Origin of the sequence: Streptomyces sp. NPDC093111 (assembly GCF_040683955.1) — a bacterium.
GTDB lineage: Bacteria > Actinomycetota > Actinomycetes > Streptomycetales > Streptomycetaceae > Streptomyces.
The window spans coordinates 55,890-77,844 of record NZ_JBFBNW010000016.1 but is presented as its reverse complement, the minus strand read 5'-3'; the positions used below and the strand labels follow the sequence as shown (position 1 = coordinate 77,844).

Annotated in this window: 20 protein-coding genes; 5 read left to right on the top strand and 15 right to left on the bottom strand. The window is 72.3% G+C overall.

Going from position 1 to position 21,955, the window contains the following annotated elements; genetic code table 11:
• Nucleotides 1–71: 71 nt before the first annotated feature.
• Entirely contained in the window at nt 72–1,166 is a 1,095-nt protein-coding gene (dapE, locus tag AB0Q96_RS27365) for a succinyl-diaminopimelate desuccinylase (RefSeq protein ID WP_365329955.1), read from the bottom strand.
• A gap of 38 nt (nt 1,167–1,204) precedes the next feature.
• Between dapE and AB0Q96_RS27360 the strand changes: the two genes are divergently transcribed.
• Both AB0Q96_RS27360 and AB0Q96_RS27355 read left to right on the top strand, forming a co-directional pair.
• Nucleotides 1,205–2,182 carry a hypothetical protein gene (locus AB0Q96_RS27360; protein WP_365329953.1) on the top strand — a complete coding sequence of 326 codons (978 nt, stop codon included), beginning with the start codon at nt 1,205–1,207 and terminating at the stop codon, nt 2,180–2,182.
• Between the two features lie 374 nt (nt 2,183–2,556).
• On the top strand, nt 2,557–3,027 hold the full coding sequence (locus tag AB0Q96_RS27355; protein WP_365329951.1) for an ATP-binding protein: 471 nt from the start codon (nt 2,557–2,559) through the stop codon (nt 3,025–3,027).
• A 69-nt stretch (nt 3,028–3,096) separates the two neighbouring features.
• Here AB0Q96_RS27355 and AB0Q96_RS27350 read toward each other — a convergent pair whose 3' ends face one another.
• Complete coding sequence (locus AB0Q96_RS27350) at nt 3,097–4,191, bottom strand: bifunctional succinyldiaminopimelate transaminase/glutamate-prephenate aminotransferase (protein WP_365329949.1); 1,095 nt, start codon at nt 4,189–4,191, stop codon at nt 3,097–3,099.
• A 109-nt stretch (nt 4,192–4,300) separates the two neighbouring features.
• Complete coding sequence (gene fdxA / locus AB0Q96_RS27345) at nt 4,301–4,621, bottom strand: ferredoxin (protein ID WP_046911647.1); 321 nt, start codon at nt 4,619–4,621, stop codon at nt 4,301–4,303.
• A gap of 112 nt (nt 4,622–4,733) precedes the next feature.
• Between fdxA and AB0Q96_RS27340 the strand changes: the two genes are divergently transcribed.
• Together AB0Q96_RS27340 and AB0Q96_RS27335 are read left to right on the top strand one after the other, a co-directional pair.
• Nucleotides 4,734–5,735 (top strand): GNAT family N-acetyltransferase, encoded by a 1,002-nt coding sequence (locus tag AB0Q96_RS27340; RefSeq protein WP_365329947.1) that lies wholly within the window; start codon nt 4,734–4,736, stop codon nt 5,733–5,735.
• The gene (locus AB0Q96_RS27335; protein WP_365329945.1) at nt 5,732–6,550 is read left to right on the top strand and encodes a transglutaminase-like domain-containing protein; all 819 of its coding nucleotides are present in this window, start codon (nt 5,732–5,734) and stop codon (nt 6,548–6,550) included. Before AB0Q96_RS27340 ends, AB0Q96_RS27335 begins: the two co-directional genes overlap by 4 nt.
• Nucleotides 6,551–6,628: 78 nt before the next feature.
• Here the strand turns inward: AB0Q96_RS27335 and AB0Q96_RS27330 are convergent, their stop codons facing one another.
• From AB0Q96_RS27330 to AB0Q96_RS27315, 4 genes are all read right to left on the bottom strand, one after another.
• Nucleotides 6,629–8,575: a hypothetical protein gene (locus AB0Q96_RS27330; RefSeq protein ID WP_365329943.1), complete on the bottom strand. Its 1,947-nt coding sequence runs from the start codon at nt 8,573–8,575 to the stop codon at nt 6,629–6,631.
• A gap of 324 nt (nt 8,576–8,899) precedes the next feature.
• Nucleotides 8,900–9,244 carry a DUF6113 family protein gene (locus AB0Q96_RS27325; RefSeq protein WP_365329941.1) on the bottom strand — a complete coding sequence of 115 codons (345 nt, stop codon included), beginning with the start codon at nt 9,242–9,244 and terminating at the stop codon, nt 8,900–8,902.
• Nucleotides 9,241–10,131 carry an N-acetyl-1-D-myo-inositol-2-amino-2-deoxy-alpha-D-glucopyranoside deacetylase gene (gene mshB / locus AB0Q96_RS27320; protein ID WP_365329939.1) on the bottom strand — a complete coding sequence of 297 codons (891 nt, stop codon included), beginning with the start codon at nt 10,129–10,131 and terminating at the stop codon, nt 9,241–9,243. The genes AB0Q96_RS27325 and mshB overlap by 4 nt, the downstream gene beginning before the upstream one ends.
• 41 nt (nt 10,132–10,172) lie before the next feature.
• Nucleotides 10,173–10,367, bottom strand: coding sequence for a hypothetical protein (locus AB0Q96_RS27315; protein WP_046911704.1), 195 nt, complete (start codon nt 10,365–10,367; stop codon nt 10,173–10,175).
• Nucleotides 10,368–10,523: 156 nt separating this feature from the next.
• Here AB0Q96_RS27315 and AB0Q96_RS27310 point away from each other — a divergent pair, with 156 nt between their 5' ends.
• Complete coding sequence (locus AB0Q96_RS27310) at nt 10,524–12,704, top strand: alpha/beta fold hydrolase (protein ID WP_365329936.1); 2,181 nt, start codon at nt 10,524–10,526, stop codon at nt 12,702–12,704.
• Here the strand turns inward: AB0Q96_RS27310 and AB0Q96_RS27305 are convergent, their stop codons facing one another.
• The 8 genes from AB0Q96_RS27305 to AB0Q96_RS27270 all read right to left on the bottom strand — a co-directional run bounded on the left by AB0Q96_RS27305 (nt 12,705) and on the right by AB0Q96_RS27270 (nt 21,955).
• On the bottom strand, nt 12,705–13,637 hold the full coding sequence (locus AB0Q96_RS27305) for a hypothetical protein (RefSeq protein ID WP_365329934.1): 933 nt from the start codon (nt 13,635–13,637) through the stop codon (nt 12,705–12,707).
• Between the two features lie 201 nt (nt 13,638–13,838).
• Complete coding sequence (locus tag AB0Q96_RS27300) at nt 13,839–14,978, bottom strand: dipeptide ABC transporter ATP-binding protein (protein WP_365329932.1); 1,140 nt, start codon at nt 14,976–14,978, stop codon at nt 13,839–13,841.
• Complete coding sequence (locus AB0Q96_RS27295; protein ID WP_365329930.1) at nt 14,971–15,954, bottom strand: ABC transporter ATP-binding protein; 984 nt, start codon at nt 15,952–15,954, stop codon at nt 14,971–14,973. The genes AB0Q96_RS27300 and AB0Q96_RS27295 overlap by 8 nt, the downstream gene beginning before the upstream one ends.
• A 7-nt stretch (nt 15,955–15,961) precedes the next feature.
• Nucleotides 15,962–16,981, bottom strand: coding sequence for an ABC transporter permease (locus AB0Q96_RS27290; protein WP_365329928.1), 1,020 nt, complete (start codon nt 16,979–16,981; stop codon nt 15,962–15,964).
• Nucleotides 16,974–17,897: an ABC transporter permease gene (locus AB0Q96_RS27285; protein ID WP_365329926.1), complete on the bottom strand. Its 924-nt coding sequence runs from the start codon at nt 17,895–17,897 to the stop codon at nt 16,974–16,976. Before AB0Q96_RS27285 ends, AB0Q96_RS27290 begins: the two co-directional genes overlap by 8 nt.
• Before the next feature lie 110 nt (nt 17,898–18,007).
• Nucleotides 18,008–19,633 (bottom strand): ABC transporter substrate-binding protein, encoded by a 1,626-nt coding sequence (locus AB0Q96_RS27280; protein ID WP_365329924.1) that lies wholly within the window; start codon nt 19,631–19,633, stop codon nt 18,008–18,010.
• Nucleotides 19,634–19,821: 188 nt separating this feature from the next.
• The gene (locus tag AB0Q96_RS27275; protein ID WP_365329922.1) at nt 19,822–20,907 is read right to left on the bottom strand and encodes a dipeptide ABC transporter ATP-binding protein; all 1,086 of its coding nucleotides are present in this window, start codon (nt 20,905–20,907) and stop codon (nt 19,822–19,824) included.
• Nucleotides 20,900–21,955 carry an ABC transporter ATP-binding protein gene (locus tag AB0Q96_RS27270; RefSeq protein WP_365329920.1) on the bottom strand — a complete coding sequence of 352 codons (1,056 nt, stop codon included), beginning with the start codon at nt 21,953–21,955 and terminating at the stop codon, nt 20,900–20,902. Before AB0Q96_RS27270 ends, AB0Q96_RS27275 begins: the two co-directional genes overlap by 8 nt.

Below are 21,955 nucleotides of genomic sequence, written 5' to 3'. Positions count from 1 at the left end.
CACCGTTCCACTGATCTTCCGGTCCGGTCAGGGTAGGTCCACAGAGGTGACGAAAAGCGAAATTCCGGGAATCAGTCGGTCAGCCAGTCGCGGAGCCTTGCCTCGCAGTGGTGGATCCGCTCGACGTGCACGTGCTCGTCGCGCTTGTGCGCGTAGATCGGGTCGCCGGGCCCGTAGTTGACCGCGGGGACGCCCAGCGCGCTGAAGCGGGCGACGTCGGTCCAGCCGAACTTGGGGCGGGCGCTGCCGCCGACCGCCTTCATGAAGGCCGCGGCGGCGGGGTGCGAGAGGCCGGGCAGCGCGCCGCCGCTCTCGTCGTCGATCTCGAACTCGGCGACGCCGCAGTCCGCGAAGACCTCGCGCACGTGGGCCACGGCCTGCTCCGGGGAGAGGTCGGGGGCGTAGCGGTAGTTGACGGTGACCACGCAGGCGTCGGGGATGACGTTGGTGGCGACGCCGCCCTCGATGCCGACGGCGTTGAGGCCCTCGTGGAACTCCAGGCCGTCGATGACCGGCTTGCGCGGCTCGTAGGCGGCGAGGCGGGCGAGGATGGGGGCGGCGGCGTGGATGGCGTTGGATCCCATCCAGGAGCGCGCGGAGTGGGCCCGCTCGCCGGTGGTGTGCAGCTTGACGCGCAGGGTGCCCTGGCAGCCGCCCTCGACCTCGCCGAAGGAGGGCTCCAGGAGTACGGCGAAGTCGCCCGCGAGCCAGTCCGGGTGGGCGTCGGCGATCTTGCCGAGGCCGTTGAGGTGGGCGGCGACCTCCTCGTTGTCGTAGAAGACGAAGGTGAGGTCGCGGTTGGGCGCGGGGACGGTGGCGGCGATCCGCAGCTGCACGGCGACGCCCGACTTCATGTCGGAGGTGCCGCAGCCCCACAGGATGCCGTCCTCGTCGAGCCGGGAGGGCACGTTGTCGGCGATGGGGACGGTGTCGATGTGTCCGGCGAGGACGACCCGCTCGCCGTGGCCGAGCTGCGTGCGCGCGACGACGTTGTTGCCGTACCGGTCGACGGTGAGGTGCGGCAGTCCGCGCAGGGCCTGCTCGATCGCGTCGGCGAGCGGCTTCTCGGTGCCGCTGACGGACGGGAAGTCGACCAGGGCGGCGGTCAGCGCGGCGCCGTCGAGCGTGAGGTCCAGCGGAGTCTCTCCAGGAGCGGTGTCAGCCATGTGCCGACCCTAACGCGGCCTCCAGTACGGTGGGGCGCGTGTCCGAGCCCACCCGTCCCCCCAGCCCCGCACGTCGCGGGCGTCTCACCCGGTTCACGGCCGCGTTCGCCGTGCTCCTCGGGCTGGTCGCGTATGTCGCCGTGCACTACGTCACGGGGAGCAAGGGCGCGCCGCGGTGCAGTATCGGAAGCGGGACGAACCGGTACGAGTTCACCCCGGAGCAGGCGTCCAACGCGGCGACGATCGCGGCCGTGGGCACCACCCGGGGGATGCCGGAGCGGGCGGTGACGATCGCGCTGGCGACGGCGCTGCAGGAGTCGGCGCTGTACAACATCGAGCACGGCGACCGTGACTCGCTCGGCCTGTTCCAGCAACGCCCCTCGCAGGGCTGGGGGACGCCGGAGCAGATCCTCGACCCGGTGTACGCCTCGGGGAAGTTCTACGAAGGTCTGGAGAAGGTCCCGGGGTATTCGCGGCTGCCGCTGACGGTGGCGGCGCAGAAGGTGCAGCGCAGCGGTTTCCCGCAGGCGTACGCGAAGCACGAGCCGGACGCTGCGCTGCTGTCGGCGGCGCTGACCGGCCGGTCGCCGGCCTCGCTGGCGTGCACGGCGGACCTGGCGGAGGGCCGGCCGGGCGATCCGGCGCGGGTGCGGGACGAGGTGGTCCGCGCCTTCGGCGAGCGGGCGAAGCCCCGTGCGACGCCCCGGGACGCCTCGGGTGCGCCTTCGGGCGCGCCGGGCGCGGGGGCGGCGGCCGTCGAGCTCTCCCTGCCGGTGCGGGCGGCCACGGGCTCGCGGGAGCAGCGCGGCTGGGAGCTGGCGCAGTGGGCGGTGGCGCGGGCGGACGAGCTGCGCGTCGCCGAGGTGGCGTACGCGGACCGGGTCTGGCGCGCGGACGACTCGTCGGGCGAGTGGGAGCCGGTGCGGAAGGCTCGCGGCGCCAAGGGGGCCGCGGGGGCGAACGGCTCCGAGGGCACGGACGGTTCCTGGGTCCGGCTGAGGCTCACCGCCAGATAGCGGCACTCTCCAAACCGGATAGCGCCACTCCCCGAAACGGCGCCGCAAGGCCCCAGGTTCAAGCCCGCGAAGCCCGCGAGGCCGCACGGGCAGTCGTACGGACTGTCCCCCGGACGTGTCATCCGGCGGGTGCGCCGAAGAGCTCTCCGGGCAGCTTTCCCGTCGCATGTCATGTCACGGCAACCCCCTTGCCGCACAAGGGAAGTGACGGTTCGGCAGACGACGGCACCTGGGCGTGTTCGTCCGCTTTCCTCCCCGCCCGACGATATGACGCATTACCCAGTCTTTACCTTCAGCCTCCGCAACCTCCCCCGCCCCACGGCCGGTTGTCACTGCGTCCCACCGCAAACGCCCCCCTCCGCTGAAGGAGCACCATGTCCCTCCCCCTGACCCGTCGGATCGCCCGCGCCGCCCTGCTCGTCGCGGCCGGAGCAGTGCCGGTGGTCGGTGCGGCCGGCGCCGCGAGCGCCGCGGACCAGTCCCTCGCCCCGACCGGCGCCCTGTCGGGTCTGACCCAGCTCGACGGCGCCGCCACCGGCTCCGCGCTCGACACCGCCTCGCAGACCGCGACCGGCGTCGTCGGCGAGACCGGCAGCAAGGCCGTCGGCACCGCCGTTCCGGCGGCCGGCAAGACCCTGGGCACGGCGGGCAAGACCGCCACGCCGGCCGCCCAGCAGGTCGCGGGCGAAGCGGCCGGCAGCGCGGGCGAGGTCGTCGGCCAGACCGCGGGCGCCGCCGCCGAGAGCGCCGAGGGCCCGACCGGCGGCACCCTGGGCGGCCTGCCCACCAAGGGCGTGCCCGCCCCGACCCTGCCGCTCGGTGGCGGTCTGCCGCTCGGCGGCTGACCTCCGCCGCACATGCGTGAGGGCCCGGGGCGCACCGCCCCCCGGGCCCTCACTCGCGTCCGCCGCCGGTCAGCCCAGGCGCTTGACCGCGGCCTCGACCCGCTCGTCGGTCGCCGTGAACGCGACCCGCACGAAGCGCTCGCCGGCCTCGCCGTAGAAGTCGCCGGGCGCCACCAGGACGCCCTTCTCGGCGAGGTAGGCCACCGTGTCCCAGCAGGGCTCGTCCCGGGTCGCCCACAGGTAGAGGCTGGCCTCGCTGTGCTCGATGCGGAAGCCGTGCGCCTCCAGGGCCGCGCGCAGGGCGGCGCGCCGGGCCGCGTACCGCTCGCGCTGCTCGGCCACGTGCGCGTCGTCGCCGAGCGCGGCGACCGTGGCCGCCTGGACCGGGGCCGCGGTCATCATGCCGCCGTGCTTGCGGATCTGGAGCAGCTCGCCCAGGACGGCCGCGTCGCCCGCGACGAACGCGGCGCGGTAGCCGGCCAGGTTGGAGCGCTTGGACAGCGAGTGGACGGCCACGATGCCCTCGTACGAGCCGCCGGAGACGTCCGGGTGCAGCACCGAGACCGGGTCGGCCTCCCAGCCCAGCTCCAGGTAGCACTCGTCGGAGAAGACGAGGACGCCGTGCTCGCGCGCCCAGGCGACGATCCGGGTCAGCTCGTCCTTGCCGAGGACCCTGCCCGTCGGGTTGGACGGGGAGTTGAGCCAGAGCAGCTTCAGGCCGGCCGGGTCGAGCTCGGTCGGGTCGTCGTAGACGACGGCTTCCGCGCCGCACAGCCGCGCGCCCACCTCGTACGTCGGGTAGGCGAGCCGCGGGTAGGCGACCCGGTCGCCGGCGCCGAGGCCCAGCTGGGTCGGCAGCCAGGCCACCAGCTCCTTGGAGCCGACCACCGGCAGCACGTTCTCGTGGGCGAAGCCGGTGGCGCCCAGGCGCCGCTCGCACCAGCCGGTGAGCGCGTCCCGCAGTTCCTTCGTGCCCCACACCGTGGGATAGCCCGGCGAGTCCGCCGCGGCGACCAGGGCGTCCTGGATCAGCGCGGGCACCGGGTCGACCGGGGTGCCCACGGACAGGTCCACGATCCCGTCCGGGTGGGCCGTCGCCGTCTTCTTGTACGGCTCCAGCTTGTCCCAGGGGAAGACGGGCAGGCGCGAAGAGACTGCGCTCACGGGTTGGCTCACTTCCTCGTTCGTACGCGGGAGATGCGTCGGCGTCTGCGTCGGCAAACGCGTCGGCCCCGTACAGCGGACGATGCCGTACGGGACCGAGGGCGGGTGATCAGCCGTTCTGCGGCGGCAGGGCGGCGATGAAGGGGTGGTCCCGCTCGATCAGGCCCAGCTTGGAAGCACCACCGGGCGAGCCGAGCTCGTCGAAGAACTCGACGTTCGCCTTGTAGTAGTCCTTCCACTCGTCCGGGGTGTCGTCCTCGTAGAAGATCGCCTCGACCGGGCAGACCGGCTCACAGGCCCCGCAGTCGACGCATTCGTCCGGGTGGATGTACAAGGACCGCTGGCCCTCGTAGATGCAGTCGACGGGGCACTCCTCGATGCACGCCTTGTCCTTGACGTCGACACAAGGCTGCGCGATGACGTAGGTCACGCTGTCGTTCCTCCTCGATAGGGCTGGTCTGCGCGGGAGCGCGGCGTCGTCGATGCCCGCCCCTAGTATCTCCGTTCTCGGGGGCGATCCGAACAGGAGGGGCTAAGAAGCTGTGGAATTCGCCGGTGGAGGACGTCTCGAAGTCCGTATAAGCAGCTCTGACGTGGGAAAACGCGTCTCTGTTCGGTACGTGACGGACTCGGGTGCGCCGGGTGAGAGGTTCACGGACGCGGTCGGTGTTCTCACATCGTGGGAAGACGGTGTGCTGCTGATCACACGCAGGACCGGGGAGGCCGTCCGGATCGCGGAATCCGCCCTCGTCGCGGGCAAGACCGTCCCCGCCGCCCCGGCCCGCCGCCGCGGCCCCGCCGCGACCTTCCCCGAACTCGCCCGCGCCACCGCCCGCGCCTGGCAGCCGCCGGAGAGCGAGCGGCTCGGCGAGTGGACGCTGCGGGCGGCCGGCGGATTCACCCGGCGGGCCAACTCGGCGCTGCCGCTGGGCGACCCCGGGCTGCCGCTGGACGCCGCCCTGGACCGCGTACGGGACTGGTACGCGGCCCGGGAGCTGCCCGCGTACGTCCAGGCCGCCACCGGCGCCGCGGACACCCAGGAGCTGCTCTGCGCCGAGCTGGAGCGGCGGGACTGGCGGCGGGAGGTCTCGGCCGAGGTGCGGATCGCGGCGCTCGCCCCGATCGGCGACCTCGACGCCGACGTCGACGCCGTCCGGCTCGACCGCTCCTTCGACGAGGACTGGCTGCGCCGCTACCAGCGCTCCGGCGAGCCCGGCCCGCAGGTCCTGAAGGTGCTCGGCAGCGGCCCGAGTGTGTGGTTCGCCTCCGTACCGGGCACGGGAGACATACCGGCGGCGATCGGACGCTGTGTGGTGGACGGGCGCTGGGCCGGGTTCATGGCGGTGGAGGTCGACCCCGCCCACCGGCGCCGCGGCCTGGCCACGTCCGTCATGACGGCGCTCGCCCGCCGGGCGCTCGACGAGGGCGCGTCGGCCGCCTGGCTCCAGGTGGAGGCGGACAACGGCGGCGCGCGGGCGCTGTACGACGGGATGGGCTTCGCGGTCCACCACCACTACCACCACTACCGATGGACGGGCGCATGACCGACTGGCGGCGGGAGTTCGCGGAGGAGGCCCGGGCGGAACAGCCCGACCTCGCCCGCCTCTGCCTGCTGGTCGGCGCGGTGGCCGACCCGTCGGTGACCCAGGCCGACCTGGACGCGGCGGAGATCGAGCTGGACCGGCTCGCCGGGCTCGTGCCGTACGGGACGCGCGGCGCCGACGCGTGGGTAGCGGCGCTCTCCGACCTGCTCGGCCGCCGCGAGGGCTTCCAGGGCGTCCCCGCCGACTACCAGCGGCTGGAGTCCTCCCTGCTGCACGAGGTGCTGCGGCGCCGCCGCGGGCTGCCGATCCTGCTGTCGGTGGTGTGGATGGAGGTGGCCCGCCGGGCCGGGGCGCACGTCTACGGCCTCGGCCTGCCCGGCCACTTCGTCGTCGGCTTCGGCGACCCGGGCGACCTCCGGCTGGCCGACCCGTTCGCCGGCGGCCGGGCGATGACCGGCGCCGACGCCGAGCTCCTCGTCGCGGGCGCCACCGGCGAGGCGCTCGACCCCTCGATGCTGCGCCCCGCCTCGCCCACCGCGATCGTGCTGCGGGTCCTGAACAACATCCGCGCCTGGGCCACCGCGCGCCCCGAGTGCTCCGACGTCGCCCTGTGGGCGGTCGACCTCTCCCTGATGCTGCCCTCCCACCCGGCCCGGCTGCGCTACGAGCGCGCGGAGCTGCTCGTCCAGCGCGGCGACTTCCTCACCGGGGCGGTCGAGATGGAGGCGTACGCGACGGTCATGGACGCGGTCGAGCCGAGCGCCGCCGAGGCGATCCGGCAGCGCGCGAAGGCGGCCCGCGCGCTGCTCAACTGAGGCACGGGCCGCGAAGACGCGGTACGGGGCGGGGGGCGGGCCCCCGTCCCCGTACCGCGGTCTCCGGGTGCGGGAGGGTCAGCCCTCGCCGCTCAGGTCGATCGTCCTGGTGCGCTCGGTGAGGCCCTTGCCGCGCAGGGCGTCGCGCATCACGAAGGCCACGTCGTCGGCGGAGACCTCGTGCTTGCTGCCGTCGCCCTTGGTGATCATGACTCCGGTGAAGACGCCGTCGAGGAGGTCGGTGATGGCCTCCTTGTCGTAGACCTCGACCAGCTTCCCGTCGACGGCCCGCATGGAGAGGATCTTCGGGAGCGACCGGGCCGGGCCGAAGTCGATGTGCTTCGGGCCGGCCTTGATCCGGATCAGGCCGGACATCGCGGGCTCCGCGAATTCCTTCATCGCCCGGTCCAGCTCGGCCTTGGTGACGGTGGGCTGCCGGGTGACGACGGGCAGCGCGACGGACTTCGCCGTGCCCGTCTCGACCTGGGCGCGGTAGGCGTCCTTGACGGCGATCATCGAGCGCTGGACGTCCAGGCCCTTGCCCGGCTTGCCCTCGACGGCGGTGACCTTGCCGGGGGAGAAGACGATCGTGCCCTCGGTGGCCGAGCCGGAGCTGCCGGCCAGGTCGGTGAGGGCCACGCCCAGCTTCTCCTCGTCGACCGGGAAGACCGGCTGGGCGACGCGCGCGCCGCCGAAGAGGGAGCCGATGACGGACATCGGGTTGTAGTCGCTGCCGGCGGCGGCGCGCACGGTCTCCTGCGCGTCCAGGGCGAGGCCCGCCTTGTCGGGGGCCAGCTCGGTCTTCCTGCCGCCGACGTCGAGCCGGAGCGGGGCGTGGGCGCGCTTGCCCAGGGCCGCCTCCAGCTTGCCGACCGCCTCCTCCTTGGTGCCGCCGCCGATGTCCACGCCGAGCACGGTGGTGCCCTTGGGGACGTCGGAGTGGTTGAGGAGGAGTCCGGCGCCGTAGGCGAGACCGGTGAGGACGACCACGCCGACACCGGCGAGGACCAGCTTGGAGCGGCCCTTCTTGGCGGGCGCCGGGGCGGGCTTGCGGGCCGGGGCGGGCGCGGGCTCGTCGTAGGCGTCGGGCTCGTCGTAGGAGCCGTGGCCGCCGTCGAAGGCCGGGTCCTGCCGCTCGGGGATCCGCGGGGCCGCGCCCGGCGTGACGGCCTGCATGCCGCTGGTGAGCGTGGCCCCCGAGGCGTGGGCGCCGTCGTGCGGCGCGGGGCTCTGCGGGGTCAGGATCGCGGTGTCGTCCGACATGCGCAGCGCGTCCGTCATGCCGGGCATGCCGGGCATCCCGTTCGCCGGGGCGCCGCCCCGCGGGTGGCCGGGTCCGACGACCGGGCTGCCGCCGGTGACGGGGCCGGTGGTCGGGCCGGCGGGCGGGGTGACGACGGGCGTGCCGGCGGCGGGCGTGTGGCCCGGGCCGCTGTCGTAGAGCGGGTTGCCGGCGCCGGGGTCGAACACCGGCGTGCCGCCCGCGGGCGTGTGGCCGGGGCCGCCGGTCAGCGGCGTGACGATCGGCATGCTCTGGGTGGTGCTGGCGGTCGACGGGACGCCGTCGGAGGCGGAGCCGCCGGCGAAGCCGGGCGCGGCGGCGGCCGGCGCGGGCGTCGCGGGCGTGACCGGGCCCGGCGGGAGGGCCGGCGCGGCGGCGGGCTTCGGGGCGGGAGCGGCACCGGCCGGCTTGCGCGGGGCGAACCAGTCGCTGGTGGGCTTCTCCTCGGCCCGGGGCGGCTCGGCCGGGGCGACCGGCTCGGGCTCGGGCACCGGCTCCGGGCGCGGCGGCTCGGGCTCGGCCACCGGGGCCTGGACCCGGGCCTGCGCCTGCGCCTGGGCCTTCGCCTGGGCCTGTGCCTGGGCCTTCGCCTGGACGTCGGGGGCGGCGTCGGCGACGGGCTTGCGGACGACCACGGGCGGGATCGGACGCGAACCCGGGATGTTGATCCGGATACGGGTCGTCAGCGTGGTCTCGGTCTTGGGCTCCTCCGGCGGTGCGGAGGCCGCGGGGGCCTCCTCCATCGCCTCCTGGCCCGGGCGGATCCCGTACGGAGGGGTGCCCGAGGGGTAAGCGGCCCCGCCGCGCGCCTGGGCGCCGGAGGACGAACTGTCAGTCTCTCGACCAGTTTCACGACTCAAAGCAGGATCTCCCGGTTGGCTCCGCCGCCCGCTTTTGCTGACGCTCATGGTGATCGGGGCGGTCGACGGCGCGCACCACCATACTGGCCGCCGCCGCTCTGTACCCGACCCGGCGTGGATCGGCCATGGGCAATCCGGCCGAAGTCAGGCCGGACCGGGGGATGTCCGGCCCGGGCGTCAGGTCACGGCCGGGTCAAGTGGGCCTGTTCACGGGGCCGGTCGGGACAGGCGGCCCATCGTGGCGCACATCACAGCGACGGCCATGCCGCCGAGCAGGAAGACCATCTCCCCGAGACCACCGCCGAACAGGCCGTCACCCTCGGGGCGCCCGAAGCTGAGCACCACGATGGCGATCAGCCAGCCGCCGCCGGAGGCCGCGACGCCCAGCTGGGTGCCGGTGGCGATCCGGCCACCGTAGAACACGGCGGCGGAGGCGAGCAGGGCGAGCAGCAACCCGGCCGGGAACCAGGCGGCTTGGACCAGGGAGCCGGCCGCCCCGACGAGGGCGCCGAGGACGACGAGGACCGCGTACCAGACGTAACGCCCCTTCACGAGGCGACTCCGGCGAACAGATCGGTCTCGCGTTCGCCCGCGTGCGCGCCGGACGTGCCGTGGACCAGCTCGTAGTACTCGGTGGTGAAGATCGGCTGGCCCAGGTTGTTCGAGAGGGCGAAGAAGGGCCCGTCGACGGCGATCTGGGTGACGTGGGCGCGCATGGCGGCGGTCTTGCGGGCCGCGTGGGCGCTGCCGCCGTCGATCTCGGTGGTGATCCGGTCGGTGTCGACGACGCCGGGCAGGTCGCCGATCTCCGCGTCGGCCGGGAAGACCGAGCCCTCGGTGCGCAGCCGGGCGAAGCCGGCCTCGACGACCGGGCGCGGCAGCCGGTTCCAGTAGATCTTGGCGATGGCGTGGGCGGGGCCGAGCTCGGGCCGGTAGGCGGGGTCGGCGGCCAGTTCGGCGGCGCGGGTGGCGACCCGGTGGGCCTGGATGTGGTCGGGGTGGCCGTAGCCGCCGTCGGGATCGTAGGTGACGAGGACCTGCGGGCGGGTCTCGCGGATCACCTCGACGAGGTACGGCGCCGCGGTGTCGACGGGCGTGTTCCAGAAGGCGTTCGGGCGCCGGTTCTGCTCGGCGCCCATCATTCCGGAGTCCCGGAAGCGCCCCGGGCCGCCGAGGAAGCGGTGGTCGGTGACGCCCAGCTCCTTCATCGCGGCGTCGAGCTCACCGACCCGGCGCTCGCCGAGCCGGTCCTCCCGGTCGGGTGCCAGGTGGGCGAGTTCGGGCGGGATGACCTCGCCCTCCTCGCCCAGGGTGCAGGTCACCAGGGTGACCTGGGCGCCCTCGGCCGCGTACCTGGCCATGGTGGCGCCGTTGTTGATCGACTCGTCGTCCGGGTGGGCATGCACCAGGAGCAGACGACGGGCAGGGAGAACCGTCATGGTCCCACCCTACGAGGCGGGACCACCGGCACAGCGGCAGGTCAGAACTTCAGTCCGCCGATCATGCTCGCCACGTTCGTGGTGAGCGTGCTGATGGACGGGGCGATGGACGAGCTCGCGAGGTAGAAACCGAGGAGCGCGCAGATCGCCGCGTGTCCGGCCTTGAGCCCGGATTTCCGGATGAGCAGGAAGACGACGATCGCCAGCAGCACAACCACCGAAATCGAGAGTGCCACGGCGGTTCACCTCCATACTTCTTCGGGTCGGACCTTCAGTTGGCATGTGCCAGGAGATGCATACCCACCTAGCGCTACGGATCATAACTATCCGTGCGATCGCATCGATCGGTGTACGGGGGCATGAGGGGGCGCACGGACGCTAGTTTCGGTCACATGACTACGTCACGAGACTCCCTGTCGTTCCCCCGCCGGTACGCGCGGACGCAGCGGTTCACGCTCGGCGCCCCGCGCGCGTTCAGCGTCTCCCCGGACGGCGGGCGGGTGGTGTTCGTGCGGTCCTCCTCGGGGACGGACCGCTCGCACGGGCTGTGGGTGCTGGACCTCGCGGGCGGCCTCGACGGCGCCCCCGTCGAGCGGCCGGCGGCCGACCCGCGGGCGCTGCTCGCGGGCGCGGAGGAGGAGTTGTCCGCGGAGGAGCGGGCCCGCCGGGAGCGCAGCCGGGAGGGCTCGGGCGGGATCGTGGGCTACGCCGTGGACGGGGCCGTGGAGTTGGCGGCGTTCACCCTGTCCGGACGTCTGTTCGTGGCGGAGCTGCGGGCGGGCACGGCGCGCGAACTGCCGGTGCCGGGGCCGGTGGTCGACCCTCGGCCCTCGCCGGACGGGCGGTACGTCGCGTACGCGGCGGGCGGGGCGCTGCGGGTGACCGGCGCCGATCCCGGCCGGGCGGCGGGCGGGGACCGGGCGCTGGCCGAGCCGGAGGCGGAGGGGGTCACGTACGGCCTCGCGGAGTTCGCGGCCTCGGAGGAGATGGGCCGCAGCCGGGGCTTCTGGTGGGCGCCGACCTCGGACCGGCTGCTGGTGGCGCGGGTGGACGAACGTCCGGTGCGGCGCTGGTGGATCGCCGATCCGGCGCACCCGGAGCGGGAGCCGCACGCGGTGGCCTACCCGGCGGCGGGCACGCCCAACGCGGAGGTGGGGCTGTTCCTGGTGGACCTCGACGGGGCCCGCACGGAGGTGGTGTGGGACCGGGCGGCGTTCCCGTACCTGGCCCGGGCGCACTGGTCGGGCGACGGGGCGCCGCTGCTGCTCGTCCAGGCCCGGGACCAGCGCACGCAGGCGTATCTGGAGGTCGACGCGGGGTCCGGGGCGACGCGCGAGGTGCGCCGGGACGAGGATCCGGTGTGGCTGGAGCTGTTCACGGGGGTCCCGGCCAGGACGCCGGACGGGCGGCTGGTGCGGATCGCCGACGAGGGCGGGGCGCGGGTGCTCGCGGTCGGGGAACGGGCGCTGACGGACGGCACGCTGCACGTGCGGGCGGTGCTGGACGTGGGCGCTGAAGATGTCCTGATCTCGGCGTCGGCGGGTGAGGCCGCGGAGGCTCCCGGGATCGGTGAGATCCATGTGTACCGGGTCGGAACCGGGGAAACCGGGGGAATCGCGGGCAGCGGGGGCATCCAGCGGGTCTCGGAAGGGGTCGGCGTGCACGGAGCGGTGCGCTCCGGCGCGGTGACGGTGCTGTCCTCGGCGCGGCCGGACGTCCCGGGGAGCGCGGTGCGGGTGCTGCGGGACGGGAAGACGGTCGCCGAGGTCGCCTCGTACGCCCAGATTCCCCCGCTCGCCGCCGGGGTGCGGCTCGTCGAGGCCGGCCCGCGCCGCATCCCGTGCGCCGTGCTGCTGCCTTCGGGCTGGTCGGAGGGTGACGGGCCGCTGCCGGTGCTCCTCGACCCGTACGGGGGACCGCACGGGCAGCGGGTGGTCGCCGCGCACCACCCGTATCTGACCTCCCGGTGGTTCGCCGAGCAGGGCTTCGCCGTGATCGTCGCCGACGGGCGCGGCATGCCGGGCCGCTCGCCCGCCTGGGAGAAGTCGGTCAGCCGGGACTTCGCCGGCACCCTGGACGACCAGATCGAGGCCCTCCACGCGCTCGCCGGCCGCTTCCCGCTCGACCTGGAGCGGGTGGCCATCCGGGGCTGGTCGTACGGCGGCTACCTGGCCGCCCTGGCGGCGCTGCGCCGTCCGGACGTCTTCCACGCGGCCGTGGTGGGCGCCCCGGTCACGGACTGGCGGCTCTACGACACCCACTACACCGAGCGCTACCTGGGTCACCCGGACGAGGAGCCGGCCGTCTACGCGGCGAACTCGCTGGTGACCGACGAGGGCCTGAGCGGGGCGGTGGAGCCGGCCCGGCCGATGATGATCGTCCACGGGCTCGCCGACGACAACGTGGTGATGGCGCACACCCTGCGGCTCTCCTCCGCGCTGCTCGCGGCCGGCCGCCCGCACGAGGTGCTGCCGCTGTCGGGCGTCACGCACATGACCCCGCAGGAGCAGGTGGCGGAGAACCTGCTCCTGCTCCAGGTGGACTTCCTGCGGCGGGCGCTGGGCCTGGGCTGATCACCAGCCGGGCGGCGGCTGCGCGGGCGGCGCCGGGGGCAGGGCCGCGACGGGCCGGTACGGGGCGCCGCGCCGCGCCCCCGGCCGCGCGAGCAGCGCCATGACGGCGGTCCCGGCGAGCACGGCGAAGACGGAGGTGAGGACGGAGAGCAGGGTGTCGGTCTCCAGGCGCGGGAGGTCGCCGAACCAGCCGGCCCGCAGCGCGGTGGCCACGCCCCCGGCGCCCCAGCCGGTGAGCAGCAGTCCGGCGAGGAGGCCGACCGGCCGGGCGTGCCGGGCCCGGGTGAGGGCGCTGCCCGCGGCGGCGAGCAGCAGCAGGGTCAGCACGACGTCGAGCCAGCCGGGCGGGACGGCGAGCGAGGGCAGCAGCAGGGAGCGTCCGCCGGTGAACCGGTCGACGGTGAACTCGACCGGCAGCGCGCTCGCCCAGTGCACCTCCCAGGCCGTCCAGACCAGCGCGGCGAGCCCGCAGAGCGTCCCGGCGGCGACGGCGGGTCCGGTGCGCGGGCGGTCCGGACCGTCGGGCTCCCCCTCGTGCGCGTCGCGGCGGCCGGCGGCGGCGATGACGACGAGCCCGGCGGCGAGGGCGAGCGCGAGCAGGCTGGTGACCAGGGCGTCGACGCCGGCGGCCCACAGGCCGGGGAGCCGCAGCGCGAGGGTGGTGAGCCCGGTCGCGGCGAACGCGGGCCCGGCGAGCGGGGAGCGCAGGGCGGCGTACGCGGTGGCGACGTAGGCGATGAGCAGCACCGGGTCGACGAGCGAGGTGGCGGCCCTGCGGCGGAGCAGGAAGGCCCGGTCCCCCGCCCAGTACCAGAGGAGTTCGGCGGGCGACCGGAAGGCGGCCAGGTCGCTCAGCAGCCAGACGACGATGACGAGGGCGAGCGCGCCGCACAGGGCGGCGCCGGAGAGACGTGCCGTTCGTGTCACAGTCACGGGGCCGATACTCACGGTCGCCATCGGCTGAAACAAGCGGTTCCGCGGATGCGGAGGGAGGGTGCGTCAAGTCGGTTCGCGGAGCGACCGGTCGGGACGACATGGCGCGTCCCGACCGGTCCCACGGCACCCGCACGGCCGTACGCTGTCGAGCGTCCCGCGTCCGTATATCGGATCCGATTCCGTGAGGTTGCCCGGACGTTAAGCCCGCGGAGGCGGGTCGGGGGTGCCGGGCGTATCGGGGGCGGCGGGGGGCTCCGGAGCGGCCGGGCCGGCAGGGGGCTCCGGGGCGGCCGGGGTGGCCGCGGTGCCGTTCTCCGGTGGCACGACCTGCTTCTCCTCCGCGAAGTGGCAGGCGGAGTCGTGCTTGGCCGGGGTGTCGGTCAGCCGGAAGACCGCCGGGACGGCGAGCAGCGGGACCTCCAGGGCGCAGCGCTCCTGCGCCTTCCAGCAGCGGGTGCGGAAGCGGCAGCCGGAGGGGATGTTCGCCGGTGAGGGCACGTCGCCGGTGAGGATGATCCGCTCGCGGTGCGTGCGGGCCTCGGGGTCGGGCACCGGCACCGCGGAGAGCAGCGCCTGGGTGTACGGGTGGGTGGGGTGGTCGTAGATCTGCGCGTCGGATCCGATCTCCACGATCCGGCCGAGGTACATGACGCCGACCCGGTCGGAGATGTGCCGGACGATCGACAGGTCGTGCGCGATGAAGACGTACGACAGGCTGAACTCGTTCTGGAGCCGCTCCAGGAGGTTGACCACCTGGGCCTGGACGGAGACGTCGAGGGCCGAGACGGGCTCGTCGGCCACGATGATCTCGGGCTGGAGGGCGAGGCCGCGGGCGATGCCGATGCGCTGGCGCTGGCCGCCGGAGAACTGGTGCGGATAGCGGTTGATGTACTCCGGGTTGAGGCCGACGACGTCGAGCAGGTCCTGCACCTTGCGGCGCCGGTCGCCCTTGGGCGCGACCTCCGGGTGGATCTCGTACGGCTCGCCGATGATGTCGCCGACCGTCATGCGCGGGTTCAGCGAGGTGTACGGGTCCTGGAACACCATCTGGATGTTGCGGCGCACCGCCTTGAGGGCGCGCGGGGACATCCGGGTGAGGTCCTCGCCCTTGTACGCGATGGAGCCCGCGGTCGGCCGCTCCAGGTTGACCAGCATCTTCGCCACGGTCGACTTGCCGCAGCCGGACTCGCCGACGATGCCGAGGGTCTCGCCCGCGGCGAGGTCGAAGTCGACGCCGTCCACCGCCTTGACCGCGCCGACCTGCTTTTTGAAGAGCACGCCCCGGGTCAGCGGATAGTGCTTGACCAGGTCGCGGACCTGGAGAATCGCCTCAGCCATGGAGGCACTCCTTCCAGAAGTGGCAGGCGCTCGACCGCGGTACGGGCGATTCGGTGACGTCGTACAGCGGCGGCACGTCGGTGCGGCACACGTCCTGGGCGAGCGGGCAGCGCGGGTTGAAGGCGCAGCCCGAGGGGATGGCGAGCAGGTTGGGCGGCAGGCCCTTGATCGCGTAGAGCTCCTGGCCCTTCTGGTCCAGGCGCGGGATCGAGTCGAGCAGGCCGCGCGTGTAGGGGTGGGCGGGGGCCTTGTAGATCTCGTGGACCGGCGCCTGTTCGACGATCCGTCCCGCGTACATGACGGCGATCTTGTCGGCGACGTCGGCGACCACGCCGAGGTCGTGGGTGATCAGGATGAGCCCCATGTTGAGCTCGCGCTGGAGCTCGGCGAGCAGGTCCATGACCTGGGCCTGGACGGTGACGTCGAGGGCGGTGGTCGGCTCGTCGGCGATGATCAGCTCGGGTTCGAGGGCGAGCGCCATCGCGATCATGATGCGCTGCCGCATGCCGCCGGAGAACTGGTGCGGGTACTGGCCGACGCGTTCCTTGGCGGCGGGGATGCGGACCCGGTCCATCAGCTCGACGGCCTTGGCCCGGGAGTCCTTCTTCGACATCCCGCGGTGCACCTGGAACATCTCGCCGAGCTGTTCGCCCACGCTGACCACCGGGTTGAGGGAGGAGAGCGCGTCCTGGAAGACCATCGCCATCTTGGCGCCGCGGATCTTCCTGCGTTCCTCCTCCTTCAGCTTGAGCAGGTCCTGCCCCTGGAAGAGGATCTCGCCGCCGGTGATCTTCCCCGGGGGCATGTCGAGAATGCCCATGACGGCCTGGGCGGTGACGGACTTGCCGGAGCCGGACTCGCCGAGCACGGCGAGGGTCTCCCCCGCGTCGACCGAGTAGTCGACGCCGTTGACCGCCTTGGCCACCCCGTCGCGGGTGTGGAACTCCACGTGCAGGTCGCGCACTTCGAGCAGCATGGTTGCCCTACCTCAGCTTGGGGTCGAGGGCGTCGCGCACCGCGTCGCCGAGCATGATGAAGGCGAGCACCGTGACGGCGAGCGCGCCGGCCGGCCAGAGCAGCATGTGCGGGGCGTTGCGGATGTACTGCGAGGCCGAGGAGATGTCGATGCCCCAGGACACCGTCGGCGGCTTCAGCCCGACGCCGAGGTACGACAGGGTCGCCTCCAGGGCGATGTAGGTGCCGAGCGCGATGGTCGCGACGACGATCACGGGGGCGACCGCGTTGGGCGCGATGTGGCGCAGCAGCATCCGGGAGTTGGACGCGCCGAGGGCGCGCGCGGCCTGGACGTAGTCGTTCTGTTTGGCGGTGATGACGGAGCCGCGGGCGATGCGGGAGAGCTGCGGCCAGCCGAGCAGCACCATGAAGCCGATGACGGGCCAGACGGTGGCGCTGGTCACCACGGACAGCAGCACCAGGCCGCCGAGGACGACGGGGATGGCGAAGAAGACGTCCGTGATGCGGGACAGCACGCCGTCCCAGGCTCCGCCGAAGAAGCCGGCGAGGCCGCCGAGGACGCTGCCGAGGATCGCCACGCCGAGGGTGGCGAGCACGCCGACGGTGACCGAGGTGCGGGCGCCGTAGACGGTCCGGGTGTAGACGTCGCAGCCCTGCCCGTTGAAGCCGAAGGGGTGGCCGGGCTGGGAGCCCTCCTGCGCCTTGGACAGGTCGCAGTCGAGGGGGTCGCCGGAGGCGATCAGCGAGGGCCAGATGGAGATGACCACCAGGAAGAGGATGACCAGCGCGGAGACGATGAAGACCGGGTTGCGGCGCAGGTCGTGCCAGGCGTCGGACCACAGGGAGCGCGCCTTGGTGTCGGGGCCGGTGCCCTCGGGGCCTCCGGGGGCGGCCGTCGGGCGCGGCTCCAGGGTCTCGGCCTCGGCCGTGGCGAGGTCGGAGGCGCCGCCGGCTCCGGTGGAGGCGATGGCCCGCCCCTCGGCGCCGTACGACTCAAGCGGCTCAAGCGGTTCAAGCGGCTCAGGCATAGCGAATCCTCGGGTCAAGGACGGCGTACAGGAGGTCGACCAGGAGGTTGGCCAGCAGGAACACCAGGACGAGGATGGTCACGAAGCCGACGACGGTCTGGGTGTTCTGGCGGACGATGCCCTGGTAGAGCTGGTAGCCGACGCCGTGGATGTTGAAGATCCGTTCGGTGACGATGGCGCCGCCCATCAGCGCGCCGACGTCGGCGCCGATGAAGGTCACCACGGGGATCAGGCTGTTGCGGAGCAGGTGGCGGGTGATGACCCGGCGGCGCGGGAGGCCCTTGGCGACGGCGGTGCGGACGTAGTCGGCGCGCTTGTTCTCGGCGATCGAGGTCCGGGTGAGCCGGGTGACGTACGCGAGCGAGACGGAGGCGAGGACCAGGCCGGGGACGATCAGCTCGTTGAAGGGCGCCTCGGGCGACACGGCCGGTTTGATCCAGCCCCACTTCACGCCGAGCAGCAGCTGGACCAGCAGACCGGTGACGAAGGTGGGGACGGAGAGCACGACCAGCGTCAGCAGCAGCACGGTGGTGTCGACGGGGCGGCCGCGCTTGAGGCCGGTGAGGACGCCCAGGCTGATGCCGATGACGATCTCGAAGAAGATCGCGACGATGGTCAGCCGGATGGTGACCGGGAAGGCGCTGGCCATCAGTTCGGTGACGGGCTGTCCGTTGAAGGCGGTGCCGAAGTCACCGGTGAAGACGTTGCCCATGTAGATCAGGTATTGCTGCCAGACCGGCTTGTCGAGGCCGAACTCCTTCTGCAGCTGGGCGGCGGTCGCGGGGTCGCACGCCCGGTCGCCGCACAGTCCGGCGATGGGGTCGCCCATCACGTTCACCATCAGGAAGATCAACAGCGTGGCGCCGAAGAAGACCGGGATCATCTGCAGCAGCCGCCGGATCACGTATCGACCCATGGAAGCCTCCGGGGAGGGGGGAGGAAGGCGGGAGGGCGGGCGGGAGGAGCGCGGACGGCCCGGCGCGGAGTTCCGCGGGCCGGGCCGTACGCCGCCGACCTGCTACGACGTCACTTGACCTTGATCTGGTCGTAGACCGGGACGCTGAACGGGTTGAGCATCACGTTCTCGACCCGGTCCGAGTAGCCGGCGCTGCCGTTCTGGTACCAGAGCGGGATGGCGCCCATGTCGTTCTTGAGGACGGTCTCGGCCTGCTGGAAGAGCCCGACGGCCTTGGCGGTGTCGGTCTCGGCGTTGGCCTGGTCGACCAGCTTGTCGAACTGGGGGTTGGTGTACTTGCCGTCGTTGGAGGACGCGCCGGTGTAGTACAGCGGCTGGAGGAAGTTCTGGATGAGCGGGTAGTCCATCTGCCAGCCGGCCCGGAACGGCCCGTTCAGCTTCGACTGGGTGACCTGGTTGCGGTAGTCGGCGAAGGTGCCGATCGGGTTGCCGACGCACGCCTTGTTGTTGCCGAGGGCCCGGTTGATGGAGTTGCAGACGGCGTCCACCCACTCCTTGTGGGAGCCGGTGTCGGCGTTGTACGAGATCTTCATCGTGCCGCCGGGGATGCCGCCGCCCTCGGCCACCAGCTTCTTCGCCTCGGTGGGGTTGTAGACGCAGGACGAGGCACAGATGTCCTTGAAGCCGCCCTTCTCGCCGAGCACCGGCGAGGTCCAGTCCTGGGCGGGCGTGCGGGTGTTCTGGAAGATGGTCTGGGTGATCTGCTTGCGGTCGATCGCCATCGACAGGCCGGTGCGCAGCTTCTCCTGGCCGGGCTTGTTCCACGCCGGGTCGTAGAAGGGGAAGGCGAGCGTCTGGATGATGCCGGCCGGGGTGTTGATGTACCGGTCGCCGAGGTCGGCGGAGACGTTCTTCAGCTGTGAGGCGGGCACGTCGTCGACGAGGTCGAGGTTGCCGGCCGTCAGGTCGGTGTAGGCGGTGTTGTTGTCCGTGTAGACCTTGAGGGTGATGCCGCCGTTCTGGGCCTTGTCCGCACCGGGGTAGGAGTCCCACTTCTTGAGCTGCATCTGGGAGCCCTTGGCGTAGGAGTCCACGGTGTACGGGCCGTTGCCGACCGGCTTGGAGAGCCAGCCGGCGTGGTCGTCGTAGAAGGCCTGGGGCAGCGGGGCGAAGGCCACGTAGCCGAGGGTGTCGGGGAAGGTCGAGAACTTCTGCGACAGCTTGACCGTGAAGGTGCTGTCGTCGACGACCTTCAGCCCGGACAGGGTGGCGGCGGTCGGCTCGCCCTTGTCGGGGTGGACCTGGCTGTAGCCCTCGATGTAGCCGAAGAAGTAGGCGTTCTTCTGGTTGTTCTTCAGGTGGGCGCCGTAGTTCCAGGCGTCGACGAAGGACTTGGCGGTGATCTTCTCGCCGTTGGAGAAGGTCCAGCCGTCCTTGAGCGTGATGGTGAAGTTGACCGAGTCCGTGGTCTCGATCTTGTCGGCGAGCATGTTGTTGGCCGCGCCGGTCTTCGGGTCGTACTGCTTCAGCCCCCGGAAGATCATGGAGAGGACCTTGCCGCCCTGCACCTCGTTGGTGTTCGCCGGCTCCAGTGGGTTCTGCGGGTCGCCCCAGGAAGAGCTCACGGTGCCGTTGGCCCCTCCGCCGCCGCTGTCGCCGCCCCCGCCGCAGGCGGTCGCCGCGAGGGCGACGGCGGTGGCCAGAGCGGCCCACTTGGCGTGCGTGGCTCCGCGCATGGAGTGCCTCCCGAATGTCCTCAGTCTGACTTAGGCCCCAATATCACCCGATATTGACGGAAGTGCACTTTTACGGCGTCCGGATGAACGGGCCCGTCCGGAGACACGCCCGGGACGCGCCGGCCCCGGTGACGCGAAAGGCCCCCGGCACCCTTGCGGGTGCCGGGGGCCTTTCGATGCCCGGTGGATCAGACGGGGAGAACCGCCTTCTCCTCGGCGAAGTGGCACGCGGACTCGTGCGCGGCCGGGGTGTCCAGGCCGGCGAAGCGCTCCGGAACCGCGAGGAGCGGGACCTCGGTGCTGCACTTCTCCTGCGCCTTCCAGCAGCGGGTGCGGAAGCTGCAGCCCGACGGCGGGTTGGCCGGCGAGGGCACGTCACCGGTGAGGATGATCCGCTCGCGGTGCGCGCGGGCCTCCGGGTCCGGCACCGGCACCGCGGAGAGCAGCGCCTGCGTGTACGGGTGCGTCGGGTGCTCGTAGATCTGCTCGTCCGTACCGATCTCGGCCATCTTGCCGAGGTACATGACGCCGACGCGGTCCGAGATGTGCCGGACGATCGACAGGTCGTGCGCGATGAAGATGTAGGACAGGTTGAACTCGTCCTGGAGCTTCCCCATCAGGTTGATGACCTGCGCCTGGACGGAGACGTCCAGGGCCGAGACCGGCTCGTCGCAGATGATGATCTCCGGGTTGAGCGCGAGGCCGCGGGCGATGCCGATGCGCTGGCGCTGACCGCCGGAGAACTGGTGCGGGTACCGGTTGATGTACTCCGGGTTCAGACCGACGACGTCCAGGAGCTCCTGGACCTTGCGGCGCCGGTCGCCCTTCGGGGCCACCTCGGGGTGGATGTCGAAGGGCTCCCCGATGATGTCGCCGACCGTCATGCGCGGGTTCAGCGAGGTGTACGGGTCCTGGAACACCATCTGGATGTTGCGGCGGACGGCCTTCAGACCGCGCCCGGACAGCTTGGTGATGTCCTGGCCCTTGTAGAAGACCTCGCCGGCGGTGGCCCGCTCCAGGTTCATCAGCAGCTTGGCGACCGTGGACTTGCCACAGCCGGACTCGCCGACGATGCCCAGCGTCTCGCCCTGGTAGAGGTCGAAGGAGACCCCGTCCACGGCCTTGACCGCACCGACCTGCTTCTTGAACAGGACGCCCTGCGTCAGCGGGAAGTGCTTCTTCAGGTTGCGCACCTGGAGGATCGGCTCACCGCGCCCGACGGGAGCGTCGAACGCCGCGGCCACGGCCTCGTCGTTCTTGCTGAGCTCAGCCATGGATCGTCTCCTTCCAGAAGTGGCAGGCGCTCTTGCGGCCCGGCAGATCGGCGCCGTCCTGCTCGGTGACCGGCGCCAGGGCCGGGATCTCCGTACGGCAGATGTCCTCGGCCTTCGGGCAGCGCGGGTTGAAGGCGCAGCCCGTGGGCACGTGGAGCAGGTTGGGCGGCAGGCCCTTGATCGCGTAGAGCTCCTGGCCCTTCTGGTCCAGGCGCGGGATCGAGTCCAGCAGGCCGCGGGTGTACGGGTGCGCCGGGCGCTTGTACAGCTCGTGCACGGGCGCCTGCTCGACGATCCGGCCGGCGTACATGACCGCGATCTTGTCCGCGACGTCGGCGACGACGCCGAGGTCGTGGGTGATCAGGATCAGGCCCATGTTGTACTCGCGCTGGAGCTCCGCGAGGAGGTCCATGACCTGGGCCTGGACCGTCACGTCGAGCGCCGTGGTGGGCTCGTCCGCGATGATCAGGTCCGGCTCCAGGGCGAGCGCCATGGCGATCATGATGCGCTGGCGCATACCGCCGGAGAACTGGTGGGGGTAGTCGGAGACCCGCGCCTTGGCGGCGGGGATCTTGACCTTGTCCATCAGCTCGATGGCCTTGGCCTTGGCGTCCTTCTTGGACAGGCCGTGGTGCACGCGGAACATCTCGCCGAGCTGGTAGCCGACGGAGAGGACCGGGTTGAGGGAGGACAGCGCGTCCTGGAAGATCATGGCGATCTTCCGGCCGCGGACCTTGCGGCGCTCCTCGTTGGACATCTTGAGCATGTCCTGGCCGCGGAAGAGGATCTCGCCGCGCGGGATCTTGCCGGGCGGCATGTCCAGGATGCCCATGATGGCCTGGGCGGTGACGGACTTGCCGGAGCCGGACTCGCCGAGCACGGCGAGCGTCTCACCGGCGTCGACCGAGTAGTTGACGCCGTTCACCGCCTTGGCGACACCGTCACGGGTGTGGAACTCCACGTGCAGGTCACGGACTTCGAGCAGCGGACCGGTCTGGCCGCCGTCACGCGGCGCGGGGACCGTCGAGGTGTTGTCGATGATGGTCAC